The organism is Gracilibacillus saliphilus (genome assembly GCF_010994085.1).
Taxonomy (GTDB): domain Bacteria; phylum Bacillota; class Bacilli; order Bacillales; family Amphibacillaceae; genus Gracilibacillus; species Gracilibacillus lacisalsi.
Window position 1 is genome coordinate 21,398 of record NZ_WJEB01000013.1, and the last position, 21,272, is coordinate 42,669.

Sequence of the window (21,272 nt, forward strand, 5' to 3'; positions counted from 1 at the left end):
AAAATTCGAATCGAATCGCATAGTATTGCTAGATCATTTGGAAAGATTGATCGAGGAATGAAAACGAATCAGATTCTTATCATCTAAGCTTCGTTGCAAATTACTGATTGTTCATTTGCCCTATATGTAAGATAATGTAATTTTTGTGCTAATTGACAATAAGTTGTTTTCTTTGTGGTTTTTTAGCTTGGCGGTACTCCTTACCTATTAATTTATAGGATATTAAAATAGATATTCTAACATTCCAAGGATTATGGAAACAGGATTTTATACAATAAAGCATACACAAGCCTCCTTATCAAGTGGAGGCTTGTGTTTTTTTCGCGTGTCTTAACATCTTCTCCAAATCTCAGCGAGATCGTGACACTTTTGAAACTTCTTAACAAAACTAAGCTATTAGACTACTAAAATCTTACAAAATTCTAATGATTAATATGTCAGAATATTTTAAAAATAATGTAAGAAAACCTAACATGTTGTTAGATTAGATTTTTTTTATTTGCTAGCCTTATCTTTGTAAATTAATTAAAAATCGGATGGGGGCAGACAAATGAGAAAGAGGAACTTTTTTTATTTATTAATCTTAGGATTACTTGCAAGCTTCATGGTTGCTTGTTCGGCGGCAGATAATGCAGCAAATGCGACAAATCCAGAAGAAGAGGCAGCAGATGCAACAGAGGAGAGCGACAGCAATGAAGGAAGCGATGGAGATACAATCAAAGTAGGAATCTTACATTCATTAAGTGGAACAATGGCAATTAGTGAAACATCTGTACAACAGGCAGAGCTTCTTGCTATTAAAGAAATAAACGAAAATGGCGGTGTGCTCGGCAAACAGTTAGAACCTGTAATTGAAGATGGTGCATCAGATTGGCCGACATTTGCCGAAAAGGCAAATAAATTACTACAACAAGATGAAGTTGCAACCATTTTTGGCGGATGGACATCTGCAAGTCGTAAAGCGATGTTACCAGTTGTAGAAGAACATAATGGTTTATTATTTTATCCAGTTCAATATGAAGGAATGGAAGCTTCACCGAATATCTTCTATACAGGGGCAGCGCCAAACCAGCAAATCGTACCAGCTGTCGACTGGTTGTTAGAAAATCGAGGAGATTCTTTCTTCTTGTTAGGATCTGATTATGTATTCCCAAGAACGGCAAATGCAGCTATTAGAGCACAATTAGATAATGAAGGAGCAGAGTTAGTTGGTGAAGAGTATACACCATTAGGTCATACAGATTACAATACGGTGATTGCCAAAATCAAAAATGAAAATCCGGATGTTATTTTCAATACGTTAAATGGTGACAGTAATGTTGCTTTCTTTAAACAGTTAAAAGATGCAGGTATTACATCAGATGATATGACGGTTTTATCTGTAAGTGTTGCAGAAGAAGAAATTAAAGGTATTGGCGCGGATGTTATTGAGGGACATTTAACAAGTTGGAACTACTATCAAACAACAGATACATCTGAAAACAAAGAATTTGTTGCTAACTATCAGGAGGAATATGGGGAAGATGCTGTAACAGCAGATCCGATCGAAGCAGGTTATTTCGGTGTCCATCTTTGGGCACAAGCAGTAGAAGAAGCAGGAACAACGGATGTTGATGAAGTAAGGGAAGCAGCAAAAGGAATTACATTTGAAGCACCAAACGGAACGGTGACCATTGACGGAGACAATCAGCACGTTTATAAAACCGTAAGAATTGGGGAAGTGCAGAGTGATGGCATGATCTCAGAGCTATGGCAGACAGAAGAACCTGTTAAGCCGGATCCTTATTTAGACGAATATGATTGGGCATCAGATTTAAGTGAATCTTTAGCAGAATAGAGAAATAAAAAAATAAAAAAAGCTGTTTTTTTTACGGTGAAGTTTACATCTAATGTCACAAAATAATACATGAATTGGCAATTGAACACTTATAAAAGAAGGATGATGGGCTAAGTCCTGCATCCTTCTTCAAAAAGAAAGGATTGTTTGGATTGAATGAAATCATTTTAACCTTATTTAATGGTGTAAGCCTGGGTTCGATCCTGCTTTTAATTGCATTAGGACTTGCGATTACTTTTGGCTTGATGAATGTTATTAATATGGCGCACGGTGAATTAATCATGATCGGTGCTTATATCACTTATGTAATACAAAATATTTTTATCAACTACGCTCCTCCAGAATATTTTGATCTATATTTTATTATTTCAATTCCAGTTGCTCTTATTGTCTCAGCAAGTATAGGGATGCTGTTGGAGGTATCTTTAATTCGTCATCTTTATAAACGACCATTAGATAGTTTACTAGCAACATGGGGAGTCGGTCTTATTTTACAACAAACAGCAAGGTCGATTTTTGGTGCACCTAACGTAGGGGTAACAAGTCCATCCTTTTTATCTGGGGGATTAGAACTTGGTTCATTAATATTGCCTTCTTCAAGATTATTTATTTTAGGATTGTCTATCATCTGTTTAATCAGTATTTATATTTATTTCTTCCGGACAGCAAGTGGCAGAAGAGTACGAGCGGTTATGCAAAATAGACAAATGGCTGATTGTTTAGGAGTTTCTACTAGAAAAGTAGACATGCTGACATTTGCGATTGGTTCTGGTTTTGCTGGTGTTGCAGGGTGTGCGTTGACATTATTAGGTGCAATAGGTCCAACAATCGGAACAAGTTATATTATAGATGCGTTTATGGTCGTTGTTGTTGGTGGAGTTGGTGCACTATTCGGAGCAGTTTCAGGAGCTTTCGGTATTGGTATTTTAAATACGGTGTTTGAATATGTGACAAATGCAACATTAGGTAAAGTACTAATCTTCATTGTGATTATCGCCTTCTTACAATGGCGTCCATCAGGTCTTGTCATGTCCCGTTCAAGATCACTAGATTAATAAATGAGGAGCGTTGAATCATGCAAAATACGATTTATCAAAAAATATGGAGTCAGAGAGTCATTTTCAATTTGATTTTTCTGTTGTTATTAGCAGCTCCCCTTTTTCTATCAGACTTTCGCTTGAATTTGCTTGGTAAGTTTTTAGCATTTGCTATTCTGGCAATTGGCTTAGATTTATTATGGGGTTACACAGGTGTTCTAAGTCTGGGACACGGGATCTTCTTTGGTTTAGGCGCCTACTGTATGGCGATGTATTTAAAACTGGAAGCAACAGGGGGCGGATTACCGGATTTCATGGCTTGGAGCGGTATGAGTGAACTGCCATTGATATGGGTTCCGTTTCAATATCCGATCGTCGCTATTATACTCGGTATCTTATTACCGGCAATCATTGCTTTTTTTCTTGGTTACTTAACATTCCGAAATCGAATTAGCGGAGTTTATTTTACGATATTATCTCAAGCACTTGTCTTAGTTGTAGTTACGTTATTTGTCGGGAGTCAAAATTTGACTGGTGGTTCTAGCGGATTGACTAATTTTGATACGTTTTTTGGATTCTCTGTTAATTCTGCTACTACGCAGACAGCTTTTTATATAATTACTGTTATCGTATTAGGTCTTGTCTTTTTCCTTTCGCGCAAGCTTGTGAAAGGGCGATTTGGAAAAATACTAGTCGGAATCCGTGATGGTGAGAACCGTATGAGATTTCTAGGTTATAGTCCATCTGCATATAAAACGTTTATTTACACTTTATCAGCTGCGATAGCAGGACTTGCCGGTATGTTATTCGTACTGCAAGTCGGGATTATTTCACCGACGATGATCGGAATTATCCCATCGATTGAAATGGTGCTTTGGGTTGCCTTAGGTGGACGTGGAACATTAATCGGTCCAGTTATTGGAGCGGTACTTGTCAATGCGGCGAAGACAGGCTTCAGTGAGTCGTACCCAGATATTTGGACATATTTCCTAGGGTTGTTGTTCGTACTTGTGGTTGTTTTCTTACCGAAAGGCATAACCGGTTTATTTGAAAAATGGAACGATCGGAGGAAAAAACAAGATGTCTCAAGCAGTGTTGATGTTGAAAAAAGTTATAGTTGATTTTAGTGGGTTTAAAGCTATTAATCAACTAGATTTTACCGTAAAACCGAATTGCGTTCATTTTGTGATTGGCCCAAATGGTGCTGGAAAGACGACGTTATTAGATGTTATTTGTGCTAAAACAAAAGCAACCACAGGAGAAATAACGTTACATAGTACAAAGGAACTATCCAAGTTGTCAGAGGACCAGATTGTTGATCAAGGGATCTCAAGAAAATTTCAGGCTCCATCCATTTTTCAAAATTTATCCGTAATAGATAATTTGGAAATTGCCATGAAGCAGAAGAAAAACTTATTTGCGATGATGAAGGCCAAATGGACAAATGAACAAAAAAAGAAGATAAACGAAATGCTTGAATTAGTTGGTTTAAAAGAAGTCAAGGGTCAACTTGCTGGCTCACTTGCCCATGGTCAAAAACAATGGTTGGAAATTGCGATGGTCCTCATGCAGGAACCTGATATCGTTCTTTTAGATGAGCCGATTGCTGGTATGTCGAAGAAAGAACGTGACAAAACAGGGGAATTAATTACTAAAATAGCGAGGGACCGAGCAGTGTTAATTGTCGAGCATGATATGGATTTTGTGAAGGAATATGCAGATATTGTCTCGGTGATGCATGAAGGGCAATTACTTTTTGAAGGAAGTATGGAAGAAGTGCAAAATGATCCGACAGTAAGAGAAGTATATTTAGGCAGAAAGGTTGAGGAGAATGTTGTCAATTAAGGGGCTGGAAGCTGGTTACGAGGAAAGTATGGTGATTCGAGAGATTGATATGGAAGTAAAGGAGAACCAGGTGATCTGTGTGATGGGCAGAAATGGTGTAGGGAAATCTACACTATTAAAGACGATCATTGGTATTTTGCATTCGAAAAAAGGAACGATTCATTATCAATCCGAAGATATTACTAAAGCTCGTTCCTCCTCACGAGCTCAGAAAGGAATTGGCTATGTCCCGCAAGGAAGAGAAATATTTCCGAAGCTGACAGTCTATGAAAATCTCCAAATTGGTTTGGAAGCAGGTAAGCAGAAAAAAATAGATGAGAAAATTTATGATTATTTTCCTATATTAAAGGATTTTGCTAAGCGAAATGGCGGTGATCTAAGTGGTGGTCAACAGCAGCAATTGGCCATTGCAAGAGCTTTAGTATCACATCCATCCTTTTTGTTACTGGATGAGCCGACAGAAGGGATTCAACCAAATATTGTTCAGGAAATTCAAGACGTTATTATCGATATCAAAAATACTTCTGCTACAGCGATGATTCTGGTGGAGCAAAATTTAGATTTTGTTAAAAATGTAGCTGATTATTTATATGTCATCGATCATGGTGCGGTAGTATATGAGAATCCGATCGATCAAATAGTAGATGAAGAGGTATATCGTTATTTAAGTGTTTAAATGGGAGGGGTTTTCATGAAATTATCACCTGTTGAGCAGGAGAAATTACTACTTTTCTTAGCGGGCGAACTGGCGGAAAAAAGAAGGAAGAAAGGCTTGAAATTAAACTATCCCGAGGCAACTGCATTGATTAGCTGTTATTTATTGGAAGGTGCCCGTGAGGGGAAAACAGTAGCCCAATTGATGCAGGAAGGCAAGCAAGTCCTAACTACAGACGATGTGATGGAAGGTGTGCCAGAAATGATTGAAAGTGTGCAAATTGAAGCGACTTTTCCAGATGGAACGAAGCTTGTTACGGTTCATCAGCCAATTACGTAAGGAGGGTTCCCGATGATTCCTGGTGAGATCAAACTAGGCAAACAAGAAATTGAAATTAATAAAGGTAGAAAGACGAAAGCGATAAAAGTTGCCAATAAAGGTGACAGACCGATACAAGTAGGATCGCACTATCATTTTCCTGAAGTAAACCGTGAACTTGATTTTGACCGCCCTGCTGCGATTGGGATGCGATTGAGTGTTCCAGCGGGGACGGCAGTTCGTTTTGAACCAGGTGAGGAAAAAGAAGTCGAGCTCGTTGAAATAGCAGGAAACAAACATGTATATGGACTTAATAACCTGACAAACGGTAGTGTATCAGAAACAGAAGAAATTACCGAAACAATGAAGCAAAAAGGGTTTTAGAAAGGAGCATATCGATGAAACTTTCACGACAGCAATACGCTGCCCTATATGGACCGACAACGGGTGATCAAATTCGTCTAGCTGATACGGATTTATGGATAGAAGTTGAAAAAGATCACACAACTTATGGGGATGAGAGTGTATTTGGCGGCGGCAAGGTATTGCGTGATGGGATGGGTCAAAGCAGTACAAGAACTCGTAATCAAAATGTTCTCGATTTAATTTTAACGAATGCGGTGATTCTTGATTATACCGGTATTGTAAAAGCAGATATCGGAATTAAGGACGGAAGAATCGTGGCGATTGGCAAAGGTGGAAACCCGGATGTAATGGAGGGGGTTACCGAAAATATGATTGTCGGTGCCTCAACAGAAGTAATTGCCTGTGAAGGGAAAATCGTGACTGCAGGTGCGATTGATGCACACATCCATTTTATTAGCCCGCAGCAAATTGAAGTAGCTTTAGCATCGGGCTTCACGACGATGCTAGGTGGTGGGACCGGACCTGCAACTGGTACCAATGCAACAACTTGTACACCAGGAGAGTGGAATATCCACCGCATGTTGGAGGCTGCAGAAGAGTATCCGATCAACCTAGGCTTTCTAGGAAAAGGAAATGCTTCTTCAGCAGATCCACAACGAGAACAAATCAAAGCTGGAGCGATTGGTCTGAAATTACATGAAGATTGGGGCACAACACCGGCAGCTATCAGCCAATGTTTAATTGTTGCTGACGAACTGGATGTGCAAGTTGCGATCCACACAGATACATTAAATGAAGCTGGTTTTCTCGAAGATACCGTTAAAGCAATTGGTGATCGTGTCATTCATACTTATCATACAGAAGGTGCTGGTGGTGGACATGCACCAGATATTATGCAGATAGCTTCGTTACCGAATGTGCTGCCATCATCGACCAATCCAACAAGACCATATGCGGTTAATACCATCGATGAGCATCTTGATATGTTAATGGTCTGTCACCATTTGGATCATAACGTACCAGAAGATGTTGCTTTTGCTGATTCTCGCATTCGGCCAGAAACGATTGCAGCGGAAGATATTCTACAGGATTTAGGTGTGATTAGTATGATTTCTTCTGATTCGCAGGCGATGGGACGTGTCGGTGAAAGTATTACTCGGACATGGCAGACAGCAGATAAAATGAAAAAACAGCGAGGCTTTTTACAGGAAGACCAGCAAGCAGAAAATGATAACACACGTGCCAAACGGTATGTGGCAAAGTATACGATTAATCCGGCGATTACTCATGGGATGAATGAAGAAATTGGTTCAATCGAGGTTGGCAAATTAGCAGATATCGTGATTTGGGATCCGAAGTTTTTTGGAACCAAGCCGGAAACAGTTGTAAAAGGTGGTATGATTGCCTATGCACAAATGGGTGATCCCAATGCGTCGATACCAACACCACAGCCAGTGATGATGCGTCCGATGTTTGGCGCACTAGGAAAAGCGAAATATCAAACCGCTATTACTTTTGTTTCTCAAACAGCATATGAGGCTAAAATTCATGAAGAATTAGGTTTACAGAAACTTGTTCGTGCTGTGAAAAACTGCCGAAATATTGGGAAAAAGGATCTGCCATTGAATGACGCAACGCCAAAAATTGATGTAGATCCAGAAACATATGAAGTAAAACTTGATGGTCAAATCATTACATGTGAACCTTTCGAAGAGGTAGCAATGGCACAACGTTATTATTTATTTTAGGAGGATGGAAGATGTTAACGAAAGAAGTAATCACTAATATCGAGGAAAAACCAAAAGAGCATCCTAATCGCGAGTGGATTGAATTGGATTGGGACGAATTAAATAAACGGATTATTAGAAAAACAACTGACAAAGGGACAGATGTCGCGATTGCCTTAGAAGAAAAAGAACCATTAAAAGTGGGCGATGTCGTGTATGAAGACGAAGAAAGACAAATTGTCATTCGTACAAAGAAAGAAAGGGTCTATGTCGTTTACCCTGAAAATATCGTGCAAATGGGGAAAACTGCATTTGAATTAGGGAATCGTCATACACCATGTCTTATTTCAGAATCAGAAATTGTGGTGCGCTATGATGAGACGCTGGAACGTTTATTTGATGAAGTAGGTGTGAAGTATGAAAAGACAGAAAGAAGATTTACAGAACCATTTAAATACAGAGGGCATCAACACTAAATTTCTCTATTTAATGCATATTCATGATTCTGCCTTTCCGATTGGGACCTATACACATTCTTTTGGCATGGAAACCTTTATTCAAGAAGATGTAATCAGAACAAAAGAAGATTTATTTCACTTTCTACAAGTCTATCTTCATGAAAATGTTTCCTACACAGATGGTATTTTTGTTAAGGAATCCTATCAAAAAGAGGAACTGGTAGAATTGATTCGATTAGAGAAGATATGTGATGCAAGCAAAAATGCGGAAGAAACGAGAGAAGCGAGCAGTATGATAGGTAAACAATTTGTGAAAGCAGTATTGCCAGTAAGTGATACGCCATCACTAGCACAGTGGAACGAGCTATTACAAGAAAAGAAGGTAATCGCTCATTTCCCAATTGTATACAGTCTTTATGCCAAAGATTTAGCATTTGACCTTTATACAACAATACTTACTTTTTTATACTCGTCAACGGTCGGACTTGTTCATAATGCAGTTCGTGCGATTCCACTTGGACAAAAGGCCGGAATTGAAGTGATTCATCGCTTGATACCGGAGATGGAAAAAACAACGATAAACGTGTTGGAACGAGACTTGTCTGATTTGTCTAATCATGCTGTCGGCTTGGAATTGGCATCGATGCAGCATAAATATTTAAGATCACGATTGTTTATTTCATAAGGAAGGGGAATGTTCAATGAAACCAGTAATAGTAGGTGTAGGAGGCCCAGTTGGTTCAGGGAAAACCTCACTCGTAGAAAAATTAACAAAAGAAATGGTGAATCAATATAGTGTTGCAGTTATTACCAATGATATTTATACGAAAGAAGATGCTCAATTTTTAATTAAACAAGGCATTTTACCAGAAGACCGCATCATCGGTGTTGAAACAGGGGGATGTCCACATACAGCGATTCGTGAAGATGCATCCATGAATTTTGAGGCAATCGATGAGTTAAAACGTCGTTTTTATGGTTTAGATATTATTTTACTAGAAAGTGGGGGTGACAATTTATCTGCCACATTCAGTCCAGAGTTAGTAGACGGCTATATTTATGTAATCGATGTAGCAGAAGGTGGTGATATTCCGAGAAAAGGAGGACCAGGTGTAACAAGATCAGACCTTTTACTTGTTAACAAGATTGATCTAGCGCCATATGTGGAAGTAGACATTGATAAAATGAAAGTTGATGCAAAAGAAGCGCGTAAAGAGCGACCGTTTGTTTTTACTAATGTAAAAAAAGGTGAAGGTATTCCAGAAGTTATTCAATGGATCCAGCATGCCATGCTATTAGAAGGAAGCGAAGTATCGTAAATGGATGGAAAAATCGATCTTCATTTTGCATTACGCAACCACAAAACGATCATGAAAGATGTGTTTTATCAACCACCATTAAAAGCAAGTCGAGGCTTGTATGTTGATAATCCAGATGATATTACCGTTTACTTAATGGAATCCTCAGGAGGACTTGTGGCAGGAGATATAAATGCATATCGTATCCGGTTAGATAAAGGTACGAATGTAACACTGCATCCTCAGGCTGCAACAAAAGTATATCCTGCCTTTAATGGTAAACCGAGCAAACAAGAAGTGTACATCGAGATCGCGGAACAAGCATGTTTGACTTGGAAAAGAGAAGAGGTTATTCCTTTTGCCGAAAGTGAATTCCATAGTCATACTACCGTAAATATGAAAAAGGGAAGTAGTTTTTACTGGGAAGAAATTTTATATCCAGGACGGGAAAAACGAGGGGAACGGTTCACGTTTAATAAATGTCACACACAACTAGAAGTATGGATGGAAGAAGATTGTCTTGTGTATGATGGTTTGCGTTTTGAGCCAAGCGTTCAGAATGTGAAACATTTTGGGGTAATGGGAGATTATCATTATATTGCAAGTGTATGGATCATAGATAGTGAAATAGTATTAGATGTAGAGAAGTGGAGTCGTTCATCAACGGATCATCAGGTAAGTATTACCAAATTGCGTGATGCAGGCTATTTAGTACGCTTTTTATCGAATGATTTACCACGAGTAAAAAAAGAAATGGATCAATTGGGAAACAAAAAGCTAGCAGTAAGTGTCTAACTGCTAGCTTTTTCTTTTGATACTGATATCAACGTAGATCAATGAAGATATGTTGAATAACTCGTGATAAACTATTTCTGCTAAAAAGGTTTGGTAATCATCAGTAAAATAATGATTAACAGCAAAGTATTTTCTATGTATTCCACGCGCAACAGTTTCTGGAGATTCTCATGATAGGTTTCAGGGACGCTATCAAGATCTGGTTCCGCGATTAGAGCTTTTATTGGAGTAGAAAACTTTTTAAGCAATGTTGGTCCCAATGAGAGTGCTACAAAGTAGAGAATCATACTGGCAACGTACCAGCCTTGCTGAAAAAGAACAGGCTTCAGCACGCCCATCAACAGACCGGTTAATAATACAAGTATGCCACCAATCATTACAAAAATATGCACCTTCGCTTTTAATGCAAATGCATGTCTAACTTCAGGTAAGCTTTTAGCAGACTTTACGATCGTAGTCAGCACAAAGCCAGGACCGATTCCCACAATTGCAGAAAAAACATGGATTACCACAAGTACTGTATAAATCGAGTTCATGAAATCACCTACTTACCTTCATTATAGAACAATCATAACAAAAAGTAATTGACAAAATGATGAATTATAAGAAAAAATGCTAATTGGATTTCGATTTCTTTGATAATAAGTATGAAATACGTGAACAGCTTGACTACCGCTTCGACTGTCTACTTCCCTTTCCGTGGGGTTTGTCTTTCAGCTAACTTTTTTGAGTAAAACCCGCTCGAAAAAGTGGATCTTCAGGTCAAACAATTCCCACAGGAGTGAAAGTGGGCGGCCTTTGCTAAGGTCTGCTCTATAATTCTAGCATGAAGTAACATAGCTGCTTTTATACTTTCTTGTCTGATAAAAAAAAGACTTGGCATCTATTCATGCCAAGCCTTACTATTTGTGCTACTTCGTCGATCGTCTCGCAAACTATTACTTATTGAGGTGGCTCAGTTAATTCTTCGCCATTTTTTCCTTGATAACGTAATCCCCATCCTGTTAATGCTGCTACTAGCATAACAATCACTAAGAACCAGCCTTGGAAAACAAATGGGAAAACTGCTGTCGGTGAAACAATTGGCAGCCATTCGTAGGTTTCCTGCATCATAGTGATCGTGGACCAACCAAGTAATACTGGTGCTCCCCAAGGGAAAATATAACCTAAGGCAGAAGTTATAGCATCGAGCATATTTGCACGGCGGTAACTGTGAATTTGATATTTTTCACCGATTTCACGAACAAAAGGCGCCGCTGCAATTTCGGCTGCAGTGTTAATGGTAATCGCGCTGTTTAACAAAGCAACGATCGCCCACATGGAAATCTCTGCACGTCGAACTGAATTTTTAATCCATTTAACAAGTGTAGAGGTAATTACTTGCATCGTACCGCCTAACCGTAATAAGTGTGCGGCAGCTACTATTAATAAAATTAAGATTGCCATGTTGATATATCCGGTAATCCCATTAATAAGTGCACCTTCCACGATATTATCTGAATCAGGATTAAAGCTGATGACATCACTGAACGAGCCTACAGGAAATACTACTAGCATAACTACGGCAACTAAAATCCCCCATGTTAAAGAGGTTATAATATGATGTCCTGATATAGCTAAAAATAAGACAACAGCAAATGGTATGAGCATTAATAATCCTTTAGGATCGGTGGTAGCCTCAATGCTAGCCTGATTTTCGATTGAACCACCACCTCCAAAAATAATAAAGATGATCAATGTAGGAATAGCGGCAGCAAGTGCATACTTAAAACGACTTTTTACAACACCAGGTACATCTGCACCTTGTGTAGTCGCTGATACAATCGTTGTATCTGACACAGGTGCAAGGTTATCCCCGAATACCGCTCCAGCAAGAATCGCTGCAAATAAAATCGTTGGATCTGCTCCTGTTGCCACACCGGCCGGGAACATTAACGTACAAAAAGCAACCGTCGTGCCATAACCTGTACCAACAGCTGTCGAGAATGTGGCAGCCAATATAAAGGTCAATCCAACGAAAAGACCTCCTGTGAACCCGGTAATCATACCGATCCAGACGAGACCTTCGACCAATCCGCCAACTTGCAATACTTGCGCAAACATGCCGGCATAGAACCATGCAACCATTGCTACTACACCAATTGGTTGAGCGAGACCATCAAATAATCCTTGCGCATAATCTCCCCATTTACTTTTACAGAAAAATAACCCTAATGTAATTCCGAAAATAGCACCTAGTACAAGGCCAATTTCAGAAGATAATTGTAAAACACTAGTGGTGATCGCCCATATTACGAAAAATAATAGTGGAACAGCTGCGCCAAATGCACCTAAGCGAAAAGTTAATTGGGTAATTGTTGAATTCCCCGTCGCACGTGATAATTCACTATCTTGCTCCATAGAGATTTCCTCCTTCTCTTATATCTTAAGTCTTCTTACAGTGGGAGTTATTCTTCCCTGACTAGGCCTGTGGAAACTTATCATGATATTAGTGTTCGTACTGTTGTTTTTCTTTGGAATAGGTTTTAGCAGTGTATGCTAAAAAACCTTTTAACATTGTATCATATTTATATGGCGAATAAGTACGATTTTTTCCTGGATTATCGTATTCGGTTTGATAGTGTTAATTAATCGAAATCATTACGATTTATTTTGCCGAATTGATTCTAGAATCCTATTTAATGCATAGATATAAAATAGTAGATGAAGACAAAAAGGAGAATATTATGAGAAAAAGTTTACCTTCGCTGATTATTGATTCTGCTATTTTATTGCTGTTTATTATGGTCGTATATGTATTTGCCATTAGTGAATCTCTCTCCATCATCGAGTTACCAGATTCTTTTTATCATCTGAATACCATCTTTTTAAGTATTTTAATAGAAGCATTACCGTTTGTTTTAATAGGTGTCATTATCGCAGGAATTATTCAAATATTTATTACAGAAGATCAATTAAAAAAATGGATTCCTAAAAATAAATATGCTGCTGTCTTTATGAGTTGTGTTGTAGGTGGTCTTTTTCCTGCTTGTGAATGTGGGATTGTTCCGATTGTTAGAAGACTGATTTCGAAGGGTGTACCGATTTATGCAGGGATAGGTTTTTTATTAACAGGTCCTTTAATCAATCCAATCGTGATCTTTTCTACATATATGGCGTTCGGAAATGATTGGCAAATCGCGCTCTTACGGATGGGACTAGGTTTCCTTATTGCACTCGTTATCGGTATTTTGATTAGCTTTCTATTTCAAAGTAATCAGTTGAAAACAAGTGTAGCAACAGTATCCAGTTGTCAAGCAGACAGTGGTAGTGGTAGTCAATCCTTCTTGGACAAGGTGGGTAAAACGTTATTACATGCAGTGGATGAATTTTTTGATATGGGGAAATATTTAATTATTGGTGCTTTTTTAGCATCATTTGTACAAGTATATGTGTCTACCAATTTGTTAGTTAGTATAGGGGAGGGCCATGTTGCATCGCTTGTCGTCATGATGGGATTAGCTTATTTACTGTCATTATGTTCGGAAGCAGATGCTTTTATTGGTGCATCTTTCTCCAATATCTTCCCACAAGCTTCTATTTTAGGATTTCTCATTTATGGACCGATGATAGATTTAAAAAATACTTTGATGATGTTAAGTGTTTTTAAGACTAGGTTTGTGTTGATTTTTGTTGTTATTGTAACAGTTACAGTTTTCATTATGATCAGCCTGTTGCAAGGTTTTATTTAAGGGGGGCAGCAGCATGAAATTAAATGGACAACAGCTATTACGCGCTACGATTCTTTTATTTTTCACCATCTTTATTTTTCGATTACACGTTACTGGTGATATCTTAAAGTTGATTAACCCAAAATATGAAACTTTAAGTCAAATGGGGGCTTCACTATTTCTATTGTTATTTCTAGTTCAAATGCATCGAGTGTTTACATTCGGAGCAAAAGTAGAACATCATCACCATGATCATGATGAATGTCATCATCATCATGACCATGGTGATCAACCAATGAATCTAAAGAAAGCTGTTAGTTATCTAGTTATTGTTTTTCCTATTGCAACAGGTATGTTATTACCACTATCGAGCTTGGATGCATCGATTGCGAAAAATAAAGGTGCGACACTATCAATGACAAGTCAAGCTCAACAAGAGAGAACGTCGCAAAGTCAACTAGCTGAACCACCGCCTCCAGATGAAGTACCTCCTGATTTAGGACAACCAGCAGGTGATGATAATCCGATAGATCCGAATGTCTACCAAAATAAGATTCCAAAGACAGAATATGATCAATTGCGTTCTAATATTTTGCAACAGACACATATAAAAATGGATGAAACGCTATTTTCAACGTATTATCAAGAAATAATGGCGAATGCTGAGCAGCTGCAAGGGACAAAGGTAACTTTTTCAGGATTCGTTTATCGAGAAGAAGGTTTTTCACAACAGCAATTAGTAATCGGTCGTTTTTTAATTACACATTGTGTGGCAGATGCTGGATTAATCGGTTTCTTAACTGAATTTGATCAGGCGGCAAACATCGAAGATAATACATGGTTAAAGGTAACAGGAACGATTCAATTAACAAATTATCAAGGCTCTCCAATACCGATTATCAAAGCAACAGAGGTGGAAACCATTAAAGAACCCGATCAGCCTTATGTATATCCGATAAATATTGAGATGGTTGACTAGAGAAGAAAAAAGTGTGGTCAGTGATGCTTGGACACTGACCACATTCTTTATAAGAAGTAACCTTTCACTTTGATTTAATTAGTGAAGAAGTCAAATCCAAAAGTGGTTAATATCCCAATTGCTAATGACCATGCTCCGATGCTAAAGGAAGACCATACGAAGGTTGAACGTTTGGTTGCACCAAGTGTCATGCCGATAAAAGCAGCAATATGAGAGCCAATTAAGATAGGTCCAAGCAATACCATGCCAGGCAGGCCGTACCTATTCCAAAGTGTGTGTGCTTTAGCCTGCCGCTTGGATTCTTTCTTTTTGCTTCTTTTTCCCAGCCATCCTTTGAATTTATCGTATCCGATAATTAAAGCTATTATCGTGGTCATATTTCCAATGAATGCAACGAATATAACGAGAATGGGGTTTAAGCCTGATAAAATCCCAACGGGAATAACAAACGCTATCTCAAACCAGGGTACTGCAGCGCTGAAAAAGATTAGTATATATTCCAACATTATGTCATATTCTCCTTTCATTAAAAAAGGTTGATGTCCTTCACAACATCAACCTTTAAAACTATGAAACTACTGCTAATTCACTTGCTAATCGATCACAAAATTTTTCGCATCTATGAAGATCTTCGTCTTGCGGTGTTAACTCTACTTTTAAAGTAACGGCAAGATTAGTGTGAACGTAAAGCATATCTCTAAACATATCAACCGCTCCACAATAATAAGGATAGAAGCTATCTCCTGTTCCAAATACACCAGTAGTAATATGGTTTACCTCTTCCTCTTCAAATGCTTCAAAAACTTCTTCCATTTCTATCGGCAGATCGCCATTATCCCAAGAATAGGTTCCAACTGTGACGATATCGTAGTTGTGTAGTAGTTGCGGATGAAACTCATCAACAGGGATTAAGTCGGTTTCGATATGATAGTTATTCATTTTTTCGCAAATGATTTCTGCCAGAGTAGAAGTATTACCAGTAACAGATGTATAGATAATCGCAGCTTTCATCTTGAAAAGCCTCCTTATTAGAGTTCGTCAAAGCCGTTAGATGATGATACTTTCGTATAGGTACGAGATTTTTGCTCGAAAAAGTCTGATTTCGTTTCGTTCATCATCTCATCACTGAAGACATGAATCCATTCCATTGGGTTGTCGCGCTCCGGATAATAGTTATCCAAGCCGATTTGGCGGAAACGTTTGTTAGCTAAATACTCGACATAGCCATGGAATTCATCAAGGTCAATACCTTCAATATCTTTCAAAATGTAATCCGCCCATTCTTTTTCTAGCTGTACTGCCTTATCAACTGTTTGATATACATATTGAATATTCTCTTCCGTATTTAGCTCTGGATTTTCCGTAAGTAGAATACGGACGAATTGTGATACGAAATAAGCATGTTGCATTTCATCACGTTGAATATAGCTGATCATCGTACTTGTTTTTAGCATTTTTTGCTGACGTGCCAAATGATAGAAAAAGGCGAAACCTGCATAGAAATAGATACCTTCTAAATTAATAGAGTTAATCGCCAATTCAAATAAACGTTGTGGTGTCGGATTTTCACGAAACGCTTCATAGCTATCAAGAATTAACTGGTTCCGTTTACGGACAATTGGATCTTCTTTTGCTTGATCAAATCGTTCATTTTGCTCACGCAATGGTACAAGTGAGCTTAAAATATAGGAATAGGACTCATTGTGAACAGCTTCTTGCTGTGAGATTACTGCAAAAATAGCTTTAAAGCTAGAATCTGTTACATAGTCCATTACATGTGTCATTGTCGGTGTTTGCAAACTATCTAAGGATGCAAGCTGTGTATTAATACGTAAGAAAACATCTTTTTCCGTTTCGGATAAGTTATCCCATTGTTTGATGTCATCTTGCATATTGATCTCCTGTGCTTTCCAAAAGTTGGCCAATAAGGTCTGATATAAGTCATACATTTGTGAATAAGCAATATCGTTCCAGTTTAATAGTCCTGAAGATTCACCATTAATAATGCCAGTTGCTTTATTTGGATAAGTAGGATTTAAAAGTTTGATTTTAGTTAAAGATTGATCGACTTGTGTCATTTCCGGTCCTCCCACATTAGAATAAAATATGGATATTGAATGCCGTTACCACATTTCCGCACACGGCATTCAATACATCCTGATGATTAACTATGGCATGCTTCACATTCTTCAATTTCTGTTTGGGAAGTACTGCGCACATAATAGGTTGTTTTTAGACGGTTTTCCCATGCTGCCATGTGTAAATTTAATAATTCTTTTGCTTTAATATCATGACGTACATAGAAATTAAAGCTAATTGCTTGATCAATGTGACGTTGTCTTTTCGCATTTTGTTTAATACTCCAAACTTGATCCAATTCGTGACGTGCACGACGGTAATAGTTATAAGTAACATGATCTAAGTCCGGTGCTGTCACTTTAAATTTGAAGTTTTTCTTCTCTTCGGCAAATTCCACCGCGTATAATGGATCAATTCCATCTGTGGAGCCACCGATTTTTGCTGTAGAAGAGTTTGGTGCTACAGCCATTAACCAGCCATTGCGAATACCGTTAGATGCCACTTCTTCACGTAACTTGTTCCAACGATCTGAATGATAGTCTCTTCTGTCGAAATAGACACCAGTTTGCCACTCGGATCCTTCAAATTCAGAGTAAGCACCTTTTTCTTTTGCTAACTCCATAGATGCTTTAATTGTGTAGTAAGCAATATCTTCGTAAACTTTATCAGCATACTCGACAGCTTCTTCAGATTCCCAATGGATGCTCTCTAATGCAAGTAGGTGATGCCAACCAAAAGTACCGAGACCGACAGCGCGATATTTTTTGTTTGTTACTTGTGCTTGACCGACCGTAATCGTATTAAGGTCAATCACATTGTCTAACATACGAACTTGTATTGAAATTAATCGATCCAATACTTCTTCACGAACTGCATTTGGTAAGTTTATCGATGATAAATTACATACAACAAAGTCACCTGGTTTACGAACAATCACGATATTGCCTTCTTCATCTTGATATTCTTTCGAGATTGTTGTTGGCGACATGTTTTGTGCAATCTCTGTACATAAGTTACTGCAATAAATCGATGTTTTACCAACACCACGTTTATGTTTGTTCGGGTTTTGACGGTTAACTTCATCACGATAGAACATATAAGGTGTTCCAGTTTCTAATTGAGCAACCATAATGCGAGCCATAATATCCATGGCGCGATATGTTTTTCTAGGAAGTAACGGGTGATTGACTGCTTCCCAGTATTTTTCGGTAAAATATTTGTTGTCTTCTTCATCATAGAAATCTTCAAGACCAAGTGGATTACCATTTTCGTCTTTCCAGCCCATGGTTTGTTTTACTTGATGTGGGCAGAATGTATGCCACTCGCCGATACTTTTACCTTGTGCATCTGTTTCTCGTAATTGTTCCATAAATAAATCTGGGATAGCTACACCTGTAAAGATATCGTGTGCTTTACGCCGTTCATCACCATTATTTGTTTTTAAGTCTAAGAAACCGTTCATAATATCTTTATGGAATACATCCAGATAGATTGCTACGGCACCTTGACGTTGACCTAATTGGTCCACGCTAACTGCTGTATCGTTCACTAAACGAATCCATGGTACAACACCAGATGAGTTGCCTTTGAATCTCTTAATATCTGAACCTAGGGCACGAACTTTACCGTAGTAGATGCCGATGCCACCACCATCTTTACTAAGACGAGCGATATCCCAGTTATTTAAATAGATGCCATCTAATGAATCGTCTACGGTATCAATAAAGCAAGAAGATAACTGGCCATAGCTTTTACCCGCATTGGATAAGGTTGGTGTTGCGACTGTCATATATAGGTTACTTAATGCCCAATAAGCTTCCTTCACTAATTCAACACGTTTTTCAGGGGCTTCATTTTGCATTAATGTCATGGCAATAATCATAAATCGTTCTTGTGGCAGTTCATATAAATTACGGTCATGATCTCTTGCTAGATAGCGATCTGCTAATAGAAAAAGTCCTATATAGTTGAAGAGTGCATCCTTTTCTGGATCAATTGCTTGTTGTAGCTGATTTATTTCTTCTTTGCTATAATGAGTAAGGATGTCGGAACTATAAATTCCTTTATCTGTTAGTAGTTGAATTAACTTGTATAAATCACCGTATTTATGAGTAGGTTCATACTCACGGTTTTGTGCTGCTTCTTCATATAATTGTGTTAAATGGAAATGAGCCGCGACAAAAGTCCATTTAGGCTGATCCATCGAGATACGGTTTAATGAATAGAATAAGGCTTCTTGGGTTGAGTCTTTGTCAGATTTTGTAGATTCTTCGATACGTTGCTGTATATCTTTCGTATCTAATCCATACTTTTCTTCTGCTTCCTGTAGAGCTTTGGTGACTGATTGTTTAATAGATTTAACTTCTGTTGTCATGAAAAAACCTCCAATTACATAATAAAAGCGCTCATGATGGAGCGATTAAAACTGAATAATCTATGTAGTTAACTAAACTGCGGAAAATTAGGAATTCGCAGTATTGATGTCGCGAATACAATATATAGATATTTTTGACTTGCGGCTCATCTATATATTGTATTTTATCTTATAAGCAGATTTTTGACAACCAAAAAATTTGTGTCAAAATCATTGGATTCTATTAAAAATATGATAGAGAAGTTGATATAGAGACTTCTACTATATCCGATTGGGACCTAAGTATCAAATTTTTAAACTGCTGCTTTTGTCAAAAATAGTAAGGAAATGGTATGATAAAAATAATATCGAAAAATGACGTAAAAAAGGATAATAATAACTGAGGTGATAACGATGGCTTCATTTGATGATTTTACAAAGTTAGATTTGCGAATTGGAACTGTAATCGACGCAGCAGATTTTAAAGAAGCGAGAAAACCAGCGATCAAGTTGAAAATTGATTTTGGTGAGTTAGGTGTAAAGCAGTCTTCAGCACAAATTACGAAAAGGTATAATCCGGAGCAGTTAGTCGGACGCCAAGTAGCAGCAATAGTTAATTTTCCACCTTTACGAATTGCCGGCTTTAAATCAGAAGTACTGGTACTAGGAGGAATACCAGGAACAGATGATGTGGTGTTGCTCAGACCTGATGAAACCGTGGAAAATGGTACGAAAATATCTTAATAAGGTAGGGGAGTAGGTGGAAATGAATAAGAAAATAAACTCTTATCAAGCGCTATTTATGGTGTTTTTTGTGATGGTCGTACTAGCAATATTCGAATTTGTAGTTCCCGATTTTCAGTTTAAATCAGTTGTCTTCATTCTACTATGTGGATTGTCAGCATGGCTGGGAGGAATGTTATCTGTTGTACTCTTAAAGGAAAAGATTAAGTGAACAAACAGAGGACGTCCGACAAACGGGAGTTCTTTCCTTAAAATTAAAAGTTTTTGAATAGTATTAGTTGCTAAATAAGATGGGAAGGCGGGAAACTTCCTGTCTTTTTATTTGTATTCAGTAGGATGGTTAATCTAAGTCCTATAGAAATATTTAGAATAGGGTGATTTTCTTGAAAAAATTATTAGTTTAACAATCATTGTTTCTGTTTTGCTTTTGTCAGCTTGTAGTTCGGAAAGAAGCGAAGTCAGAACCGAAAGAAAACGTTGCTCACGAGGTGGAAAATAATAAAGTTGTTAACGAAAAGGAGTGGAAAGACGTCACTGAATTAGAAGAAGGCATGATATACGATATGGAAACAAATGTGAATGATTACATAGAAGGAGCGAATCGAATATTTCACGAAGTTCCTGATCAAGATTCAAAATTGATCCAAGCGGGACACGATGAAGCGTATTATTATTATTTGGAAGCAATGGCGTTGGATAGAGGTCTTGACGTTAATCAAGTCGAAGGCGTTTCGCTTGAAAAAGATTTTGACAATTTGCAAAAACTGCTGGGAATAATTGTAGAAGGGCACCATAAGCGGACGGAACACATTGACCCTGAAAAATATGGTGCAAACAAACGTGAAGCTGTAAAGGATTGGGAGGAACCAAGCAAAAGAATGAATCAAGCTATTGAATACACAAAGCAGTTATTGAATGACATTGACGTTGCGATCAACAAAGACGGCGAAGGTGAAACGTTTGGTGTTGCATTTCAAACAGATGGACAAAAAACAAAGGAACTTGAAGAGTTTATTGAAAGCGGCGAATAATTTCGTCGTTTTTTTGTTGTCTAGCGTACAATGTCAAATA

At 37.9% G+C, this 21,272-nt stretch carries 23 protein-coding genes; 17 read left to right on the top strand and 6 right to left on the bottom strand.

The annotated features are described in order from the left end of the window. Positions 1-550: 550 nt before the first annotated feature. From urtA to GHT08_RS11520, 12 genes are all read left to right on the top strand, one after another. Complete coding sequence (urtA, locus tag GHT08_RS11465; protein WP_163581547.1) at positions 551-1,837, top strand: urea ABC transporter substrate-binding protein; 1,287 nt, start codon at positions 551-553, stop codon at positions 1,835-1,837. A 152-nt stretch (positions 1,838-1,989) separates the two neighbouring features. Continuing rightward, positions 1,990-2,892, top strand: coding sequence for an urea ABC transporter permease subunit UrtB (gene urtB, locus GHT08_RS11470; RefSeq protein WP_163581548.1), 903 nt, complete (start codon positions 1,990-1,992; stop codon positions 2,890-2,892). Positions 2,893-2,912: 20 nt separating this feature from the next. Continuing rightward, the gene (gene urtC / locus GHT08_RS11475; protein ID WP_163581549.1) at positions 2,913-3,995 is read left to right on the top strand and encodes an urea ABC transporter permease subunit UrtC; all 1,083 of its coding nucleotides are present in this window, start codon (positions 2,913-2,915) and stop codon (positions 3,993-3,995) included. Beyond that, positions 3,955-4,719, top strand: a complete 765-nt coding sequence (gene urtD / locus GHT08_RS11480; protein WP_163581550.1) for an urea ABC transporter ATP-binding protein UrtD — start codon at positions 3,955-3,957, stop codon at positions 4,717-4,719. Before urtC ends, urtD begins: the two co-directional genes overlap by 41 nt. Then, the gene (gene urtE / locus GHT08_RS11485; protein WP_163581551.1) at positions 4,706-5,395 is read left to right on the top strand and encodes an urea ABC transporter ATP-binding subunit UrtE; all 690 of its coding nucleotides are present in this window, start codon (positions 4,706-4,708) and stop codon (positions 5,393-5,395) included. The genes urtD and urtE overlap by 14 nt, the downstream gene beginning before the upstream one ends. A 15-nt stretch (positions 5,396-5,410) precedes the next feature. Further along, the gene (gene ureA / locus GHT08_RS11490; protein WP_018932873.1) at positions 5,411-5,713 is read left to right on the top strand and encodes an urease subunit gamma; all 303 of its coding nucleotides are present in this window, start codon (positions 5,411-5,413) and stop codon (positions 5,711-5,713) included. A gap of 12 nt (positions 5,714-5,725) precedes the next feature. Beyond that, the gene (locus tag GHT08_RS11495) at positions 5,726-6,076 is read left to right on the top strand and encodes an urease subunit beta (RefSeq protein ID WP_163581552.1); all 351 of its coding nucleotides are present in this window, start codon (positions 5,726-5,728) and stop codon (positions 6,074-6,076) included. Positions 6,077-6,090: 14 nt separating this feature from the next. Further along, positions 6,091-7,806, top strand: coding sequence for an urease subunit alpha (ureC, locus tag GHT08_RS11500; protein WP_163581553.1), 1,716 nt, complete (start codon positions 6,091-6,093; stop codon positions 7,804-7,806). 11 nt (positions 7,807-7,817) lie between these two features. Next, positions 7,818-8,261: an urease accessory protein UreE gene (locus GHT08_RS11505; protein WP_163581554.1), complete on the top strand. Its 444-nt coding sequence runs from the start codon at positions 7,818-7,820 to the stop codon at positions 8,259-8,261. After that, positions 8,203-8,928: an urease accessory protein UreF gene (locus tag GHT08_RS11510; protein WP_163581555.1), complete on the top strand. Its 726-nt coding sequence runs from the start codon at positions 8,203-8,205 to the stop codon at positions 8,926-8,928. The genes GHT08_RS11505 and GHT08_RS11510 overlap by 59 nt, the downstream gene beginning before the upstream one ends. Before the next feature lie 16 nt (positions 8,929-8,944). Beyond that, the gene (gene ureG, locus GHT08_RS11515; protein ID WP_163581556.1) at positions 8,945-9,562 is read left to right on the top strand and encodes an urease accessory protein UreG; all 618 of its coding nucleotides are present in this window, start codon (positions 8,945-8,947) and stop codon (positions 9,560-9,562) included. Then, complete coding sequence (locus tag GHT08_RS11520; RefSeq protein WP_163581557.1) at positions 9,563-10,336, top strand: urease accessory protein UreD; 774 nt, start codon at positions 9,563-9,565, stop codon at positions 10,334-10,336. Between the two features lie 80 nt (positions 10,337-10,416). Here the strand turns inward: GHT08_RS11520 and GHT08_RS11525 are convergent, their stop codons facing one another. Together GHT08_RS11525 and GHT08_RS11530 are read right to left on the bottom strand one after the other, a co-directional pair. After that, on the bottom strand, positions 10,417-10,872 hold the full coding sequence (locus GHT08_RS11525; RefSeq protein WP_163581558.1) for a DUF2269 family protein: 456 nt from the start codon (positions 10,870-10,872) through the stop codon (positions 10,417-10,419). Between the two features lie 406 nt (positions 10,873-11,278). Then, positions 11,279-12,736, bottom strand: coding sequence for a Na+/H+ antiporter NhaC family protein (locus GHT08_RS11530; RefSeq protein ID WP_163581559.1), 1,458 nt, complete (start codon positions 12,734-12,736; stop codon positions 11,279-11,281). 326 nt (positions 12,737-13,062) lie between these two features. Between GHT08_RS11530 and GHT08_RS11535 the strand changes: the two genes are divergently transcribed. Together GHT08_RS11535 and GHT08_RS11540 are read left to right on the top strand one after the other, a co-directional pair. Next, entirely contained in the window at positions 13,063-14,067 is a 1,005-nt protein-coding gene (locus GHT08_RS11535) for a permease (RefSeq protein ID WP_163581560.1), read from the top strand. A gap of 13 nt (positions 14,068-14,080) precedes the next feature. After that, positions 14,081-15,025 (top strand): TIGR03943 family putative permease subunit, encoded by a 945-nt coding sequence (locus GHT08_RS11540; protein ID WP_163581561.1) that lies wholly within the window; start codon positions 14,081-14,083, stop codon positions 15,023-15,025. Positions 15,026-15,099: 74 nt separating this feature from the next. On the opposite strand, the gene GHT08_RS11545 is transcribed toward GHT08_RS11540, so the two are convergent. The 4 genes from GHT08_RS11545 to GHT08_RS11560 all read right to left on the bottom strand — a co-directional run bounded on the left by GHT08_RS11545 (position 15,100) and on the right by GHT08_RS11560 (position 19,478). Further along, positions 15,100-15,531 (bottom strand): small multi-drug export protein, encoded by a 432-nt coding sequence (locus GHT08_RS11545; RefSeq protein ID WP_163581562.1) that lies wholly within the window; start codon positions 15,529-15,531, stop codon positions 15,100-15,102. Positions 15,532-15,592: 61 nt separating this feature from the next. Continuing rightward, positions 15,593-16,036, bottom strand: coding sequence for a flavodoxin domain-containing protein (locus tag GHT08_RS11550; protein WP_163581563.1), 444 nt, complete (start codon positions 16,034-16,036; stop codon positions 15,593-15,595). 17 nt (positions 16,037-16,053) lie between these two features. Further along, complete coding sequence (locus GHT08_RS11555; protein WP_163581564.1) at positions 16,054-17,103, bottom strand: ribonucleotide-diphosphate reductase subunit beta; 1,050 nt, start codon at positions 17,101-17,103, stop codon at positions 16,054-16,056. Positions 17,104-17,189: 86 nt separating this feature from the next. Next, positions 17,190-19,478, bottom strand: a complete 2,289-nt coding sequence (locus GHT08_RS11560) for a ribonucleoside-diphosphate reductase subunit alpha (protein WP_163581565.1) — start codon at positions 19,476-19,478, stop codon at positions 17,190-17,192. 393 nt (positions 19,479-19,871) lie between these two features. Here GHT08_RS11560 and csaA point away from each other — a divergent pair, with 393 nt between their 5' ends. The 3 genes from csaA to GHT08_RS11575 all read left to right on the top strand — a co-directional run bounded on the left by csaA (position 19,872) and on the right by GHT08_RS11575 (position 21,232). After that, positions 19,872-20,201, top strand: coding sequence for a chaperone CsaA (gene csaA / locus GHT08_RS11565; RefSeq protein ID WP_163581566.1), 330 nt, complete (start codon positions 19,872-19,874; stop codon positions 20,199-20,201). 22 nt (positions 20,202-20,223) lie between these two features. Continuing rightward, positions 20,224-20,412 carry a hypothetical protein gene (locus tag GHT08_RS11570; protein ID WP_238343558.1) on the top strand — a complete coding sequence of 63 codons (189 nt, stop codon included), beginning with the start codon at positions 20,224-20,226 and terminating at the stop codon, positions 20,410-20,412. Positions 20,413-20,689: 277 nt separating this feature from the next. Further along, the gene (locus GHT08_RS11575; RefSeq protein ID WP_163581568.1) at positions 20,690-21,232 is read left to right on the top strand and encodes a hypothetical protein; all 543 of its coding nucleotides are present in this window, start codon (positions 20,690-20,692) and stop codon (positions 21,230-21,232) included. The last annotated feature ends 40 nt before the right edge of the window (positions 21,233-21,272 follow it).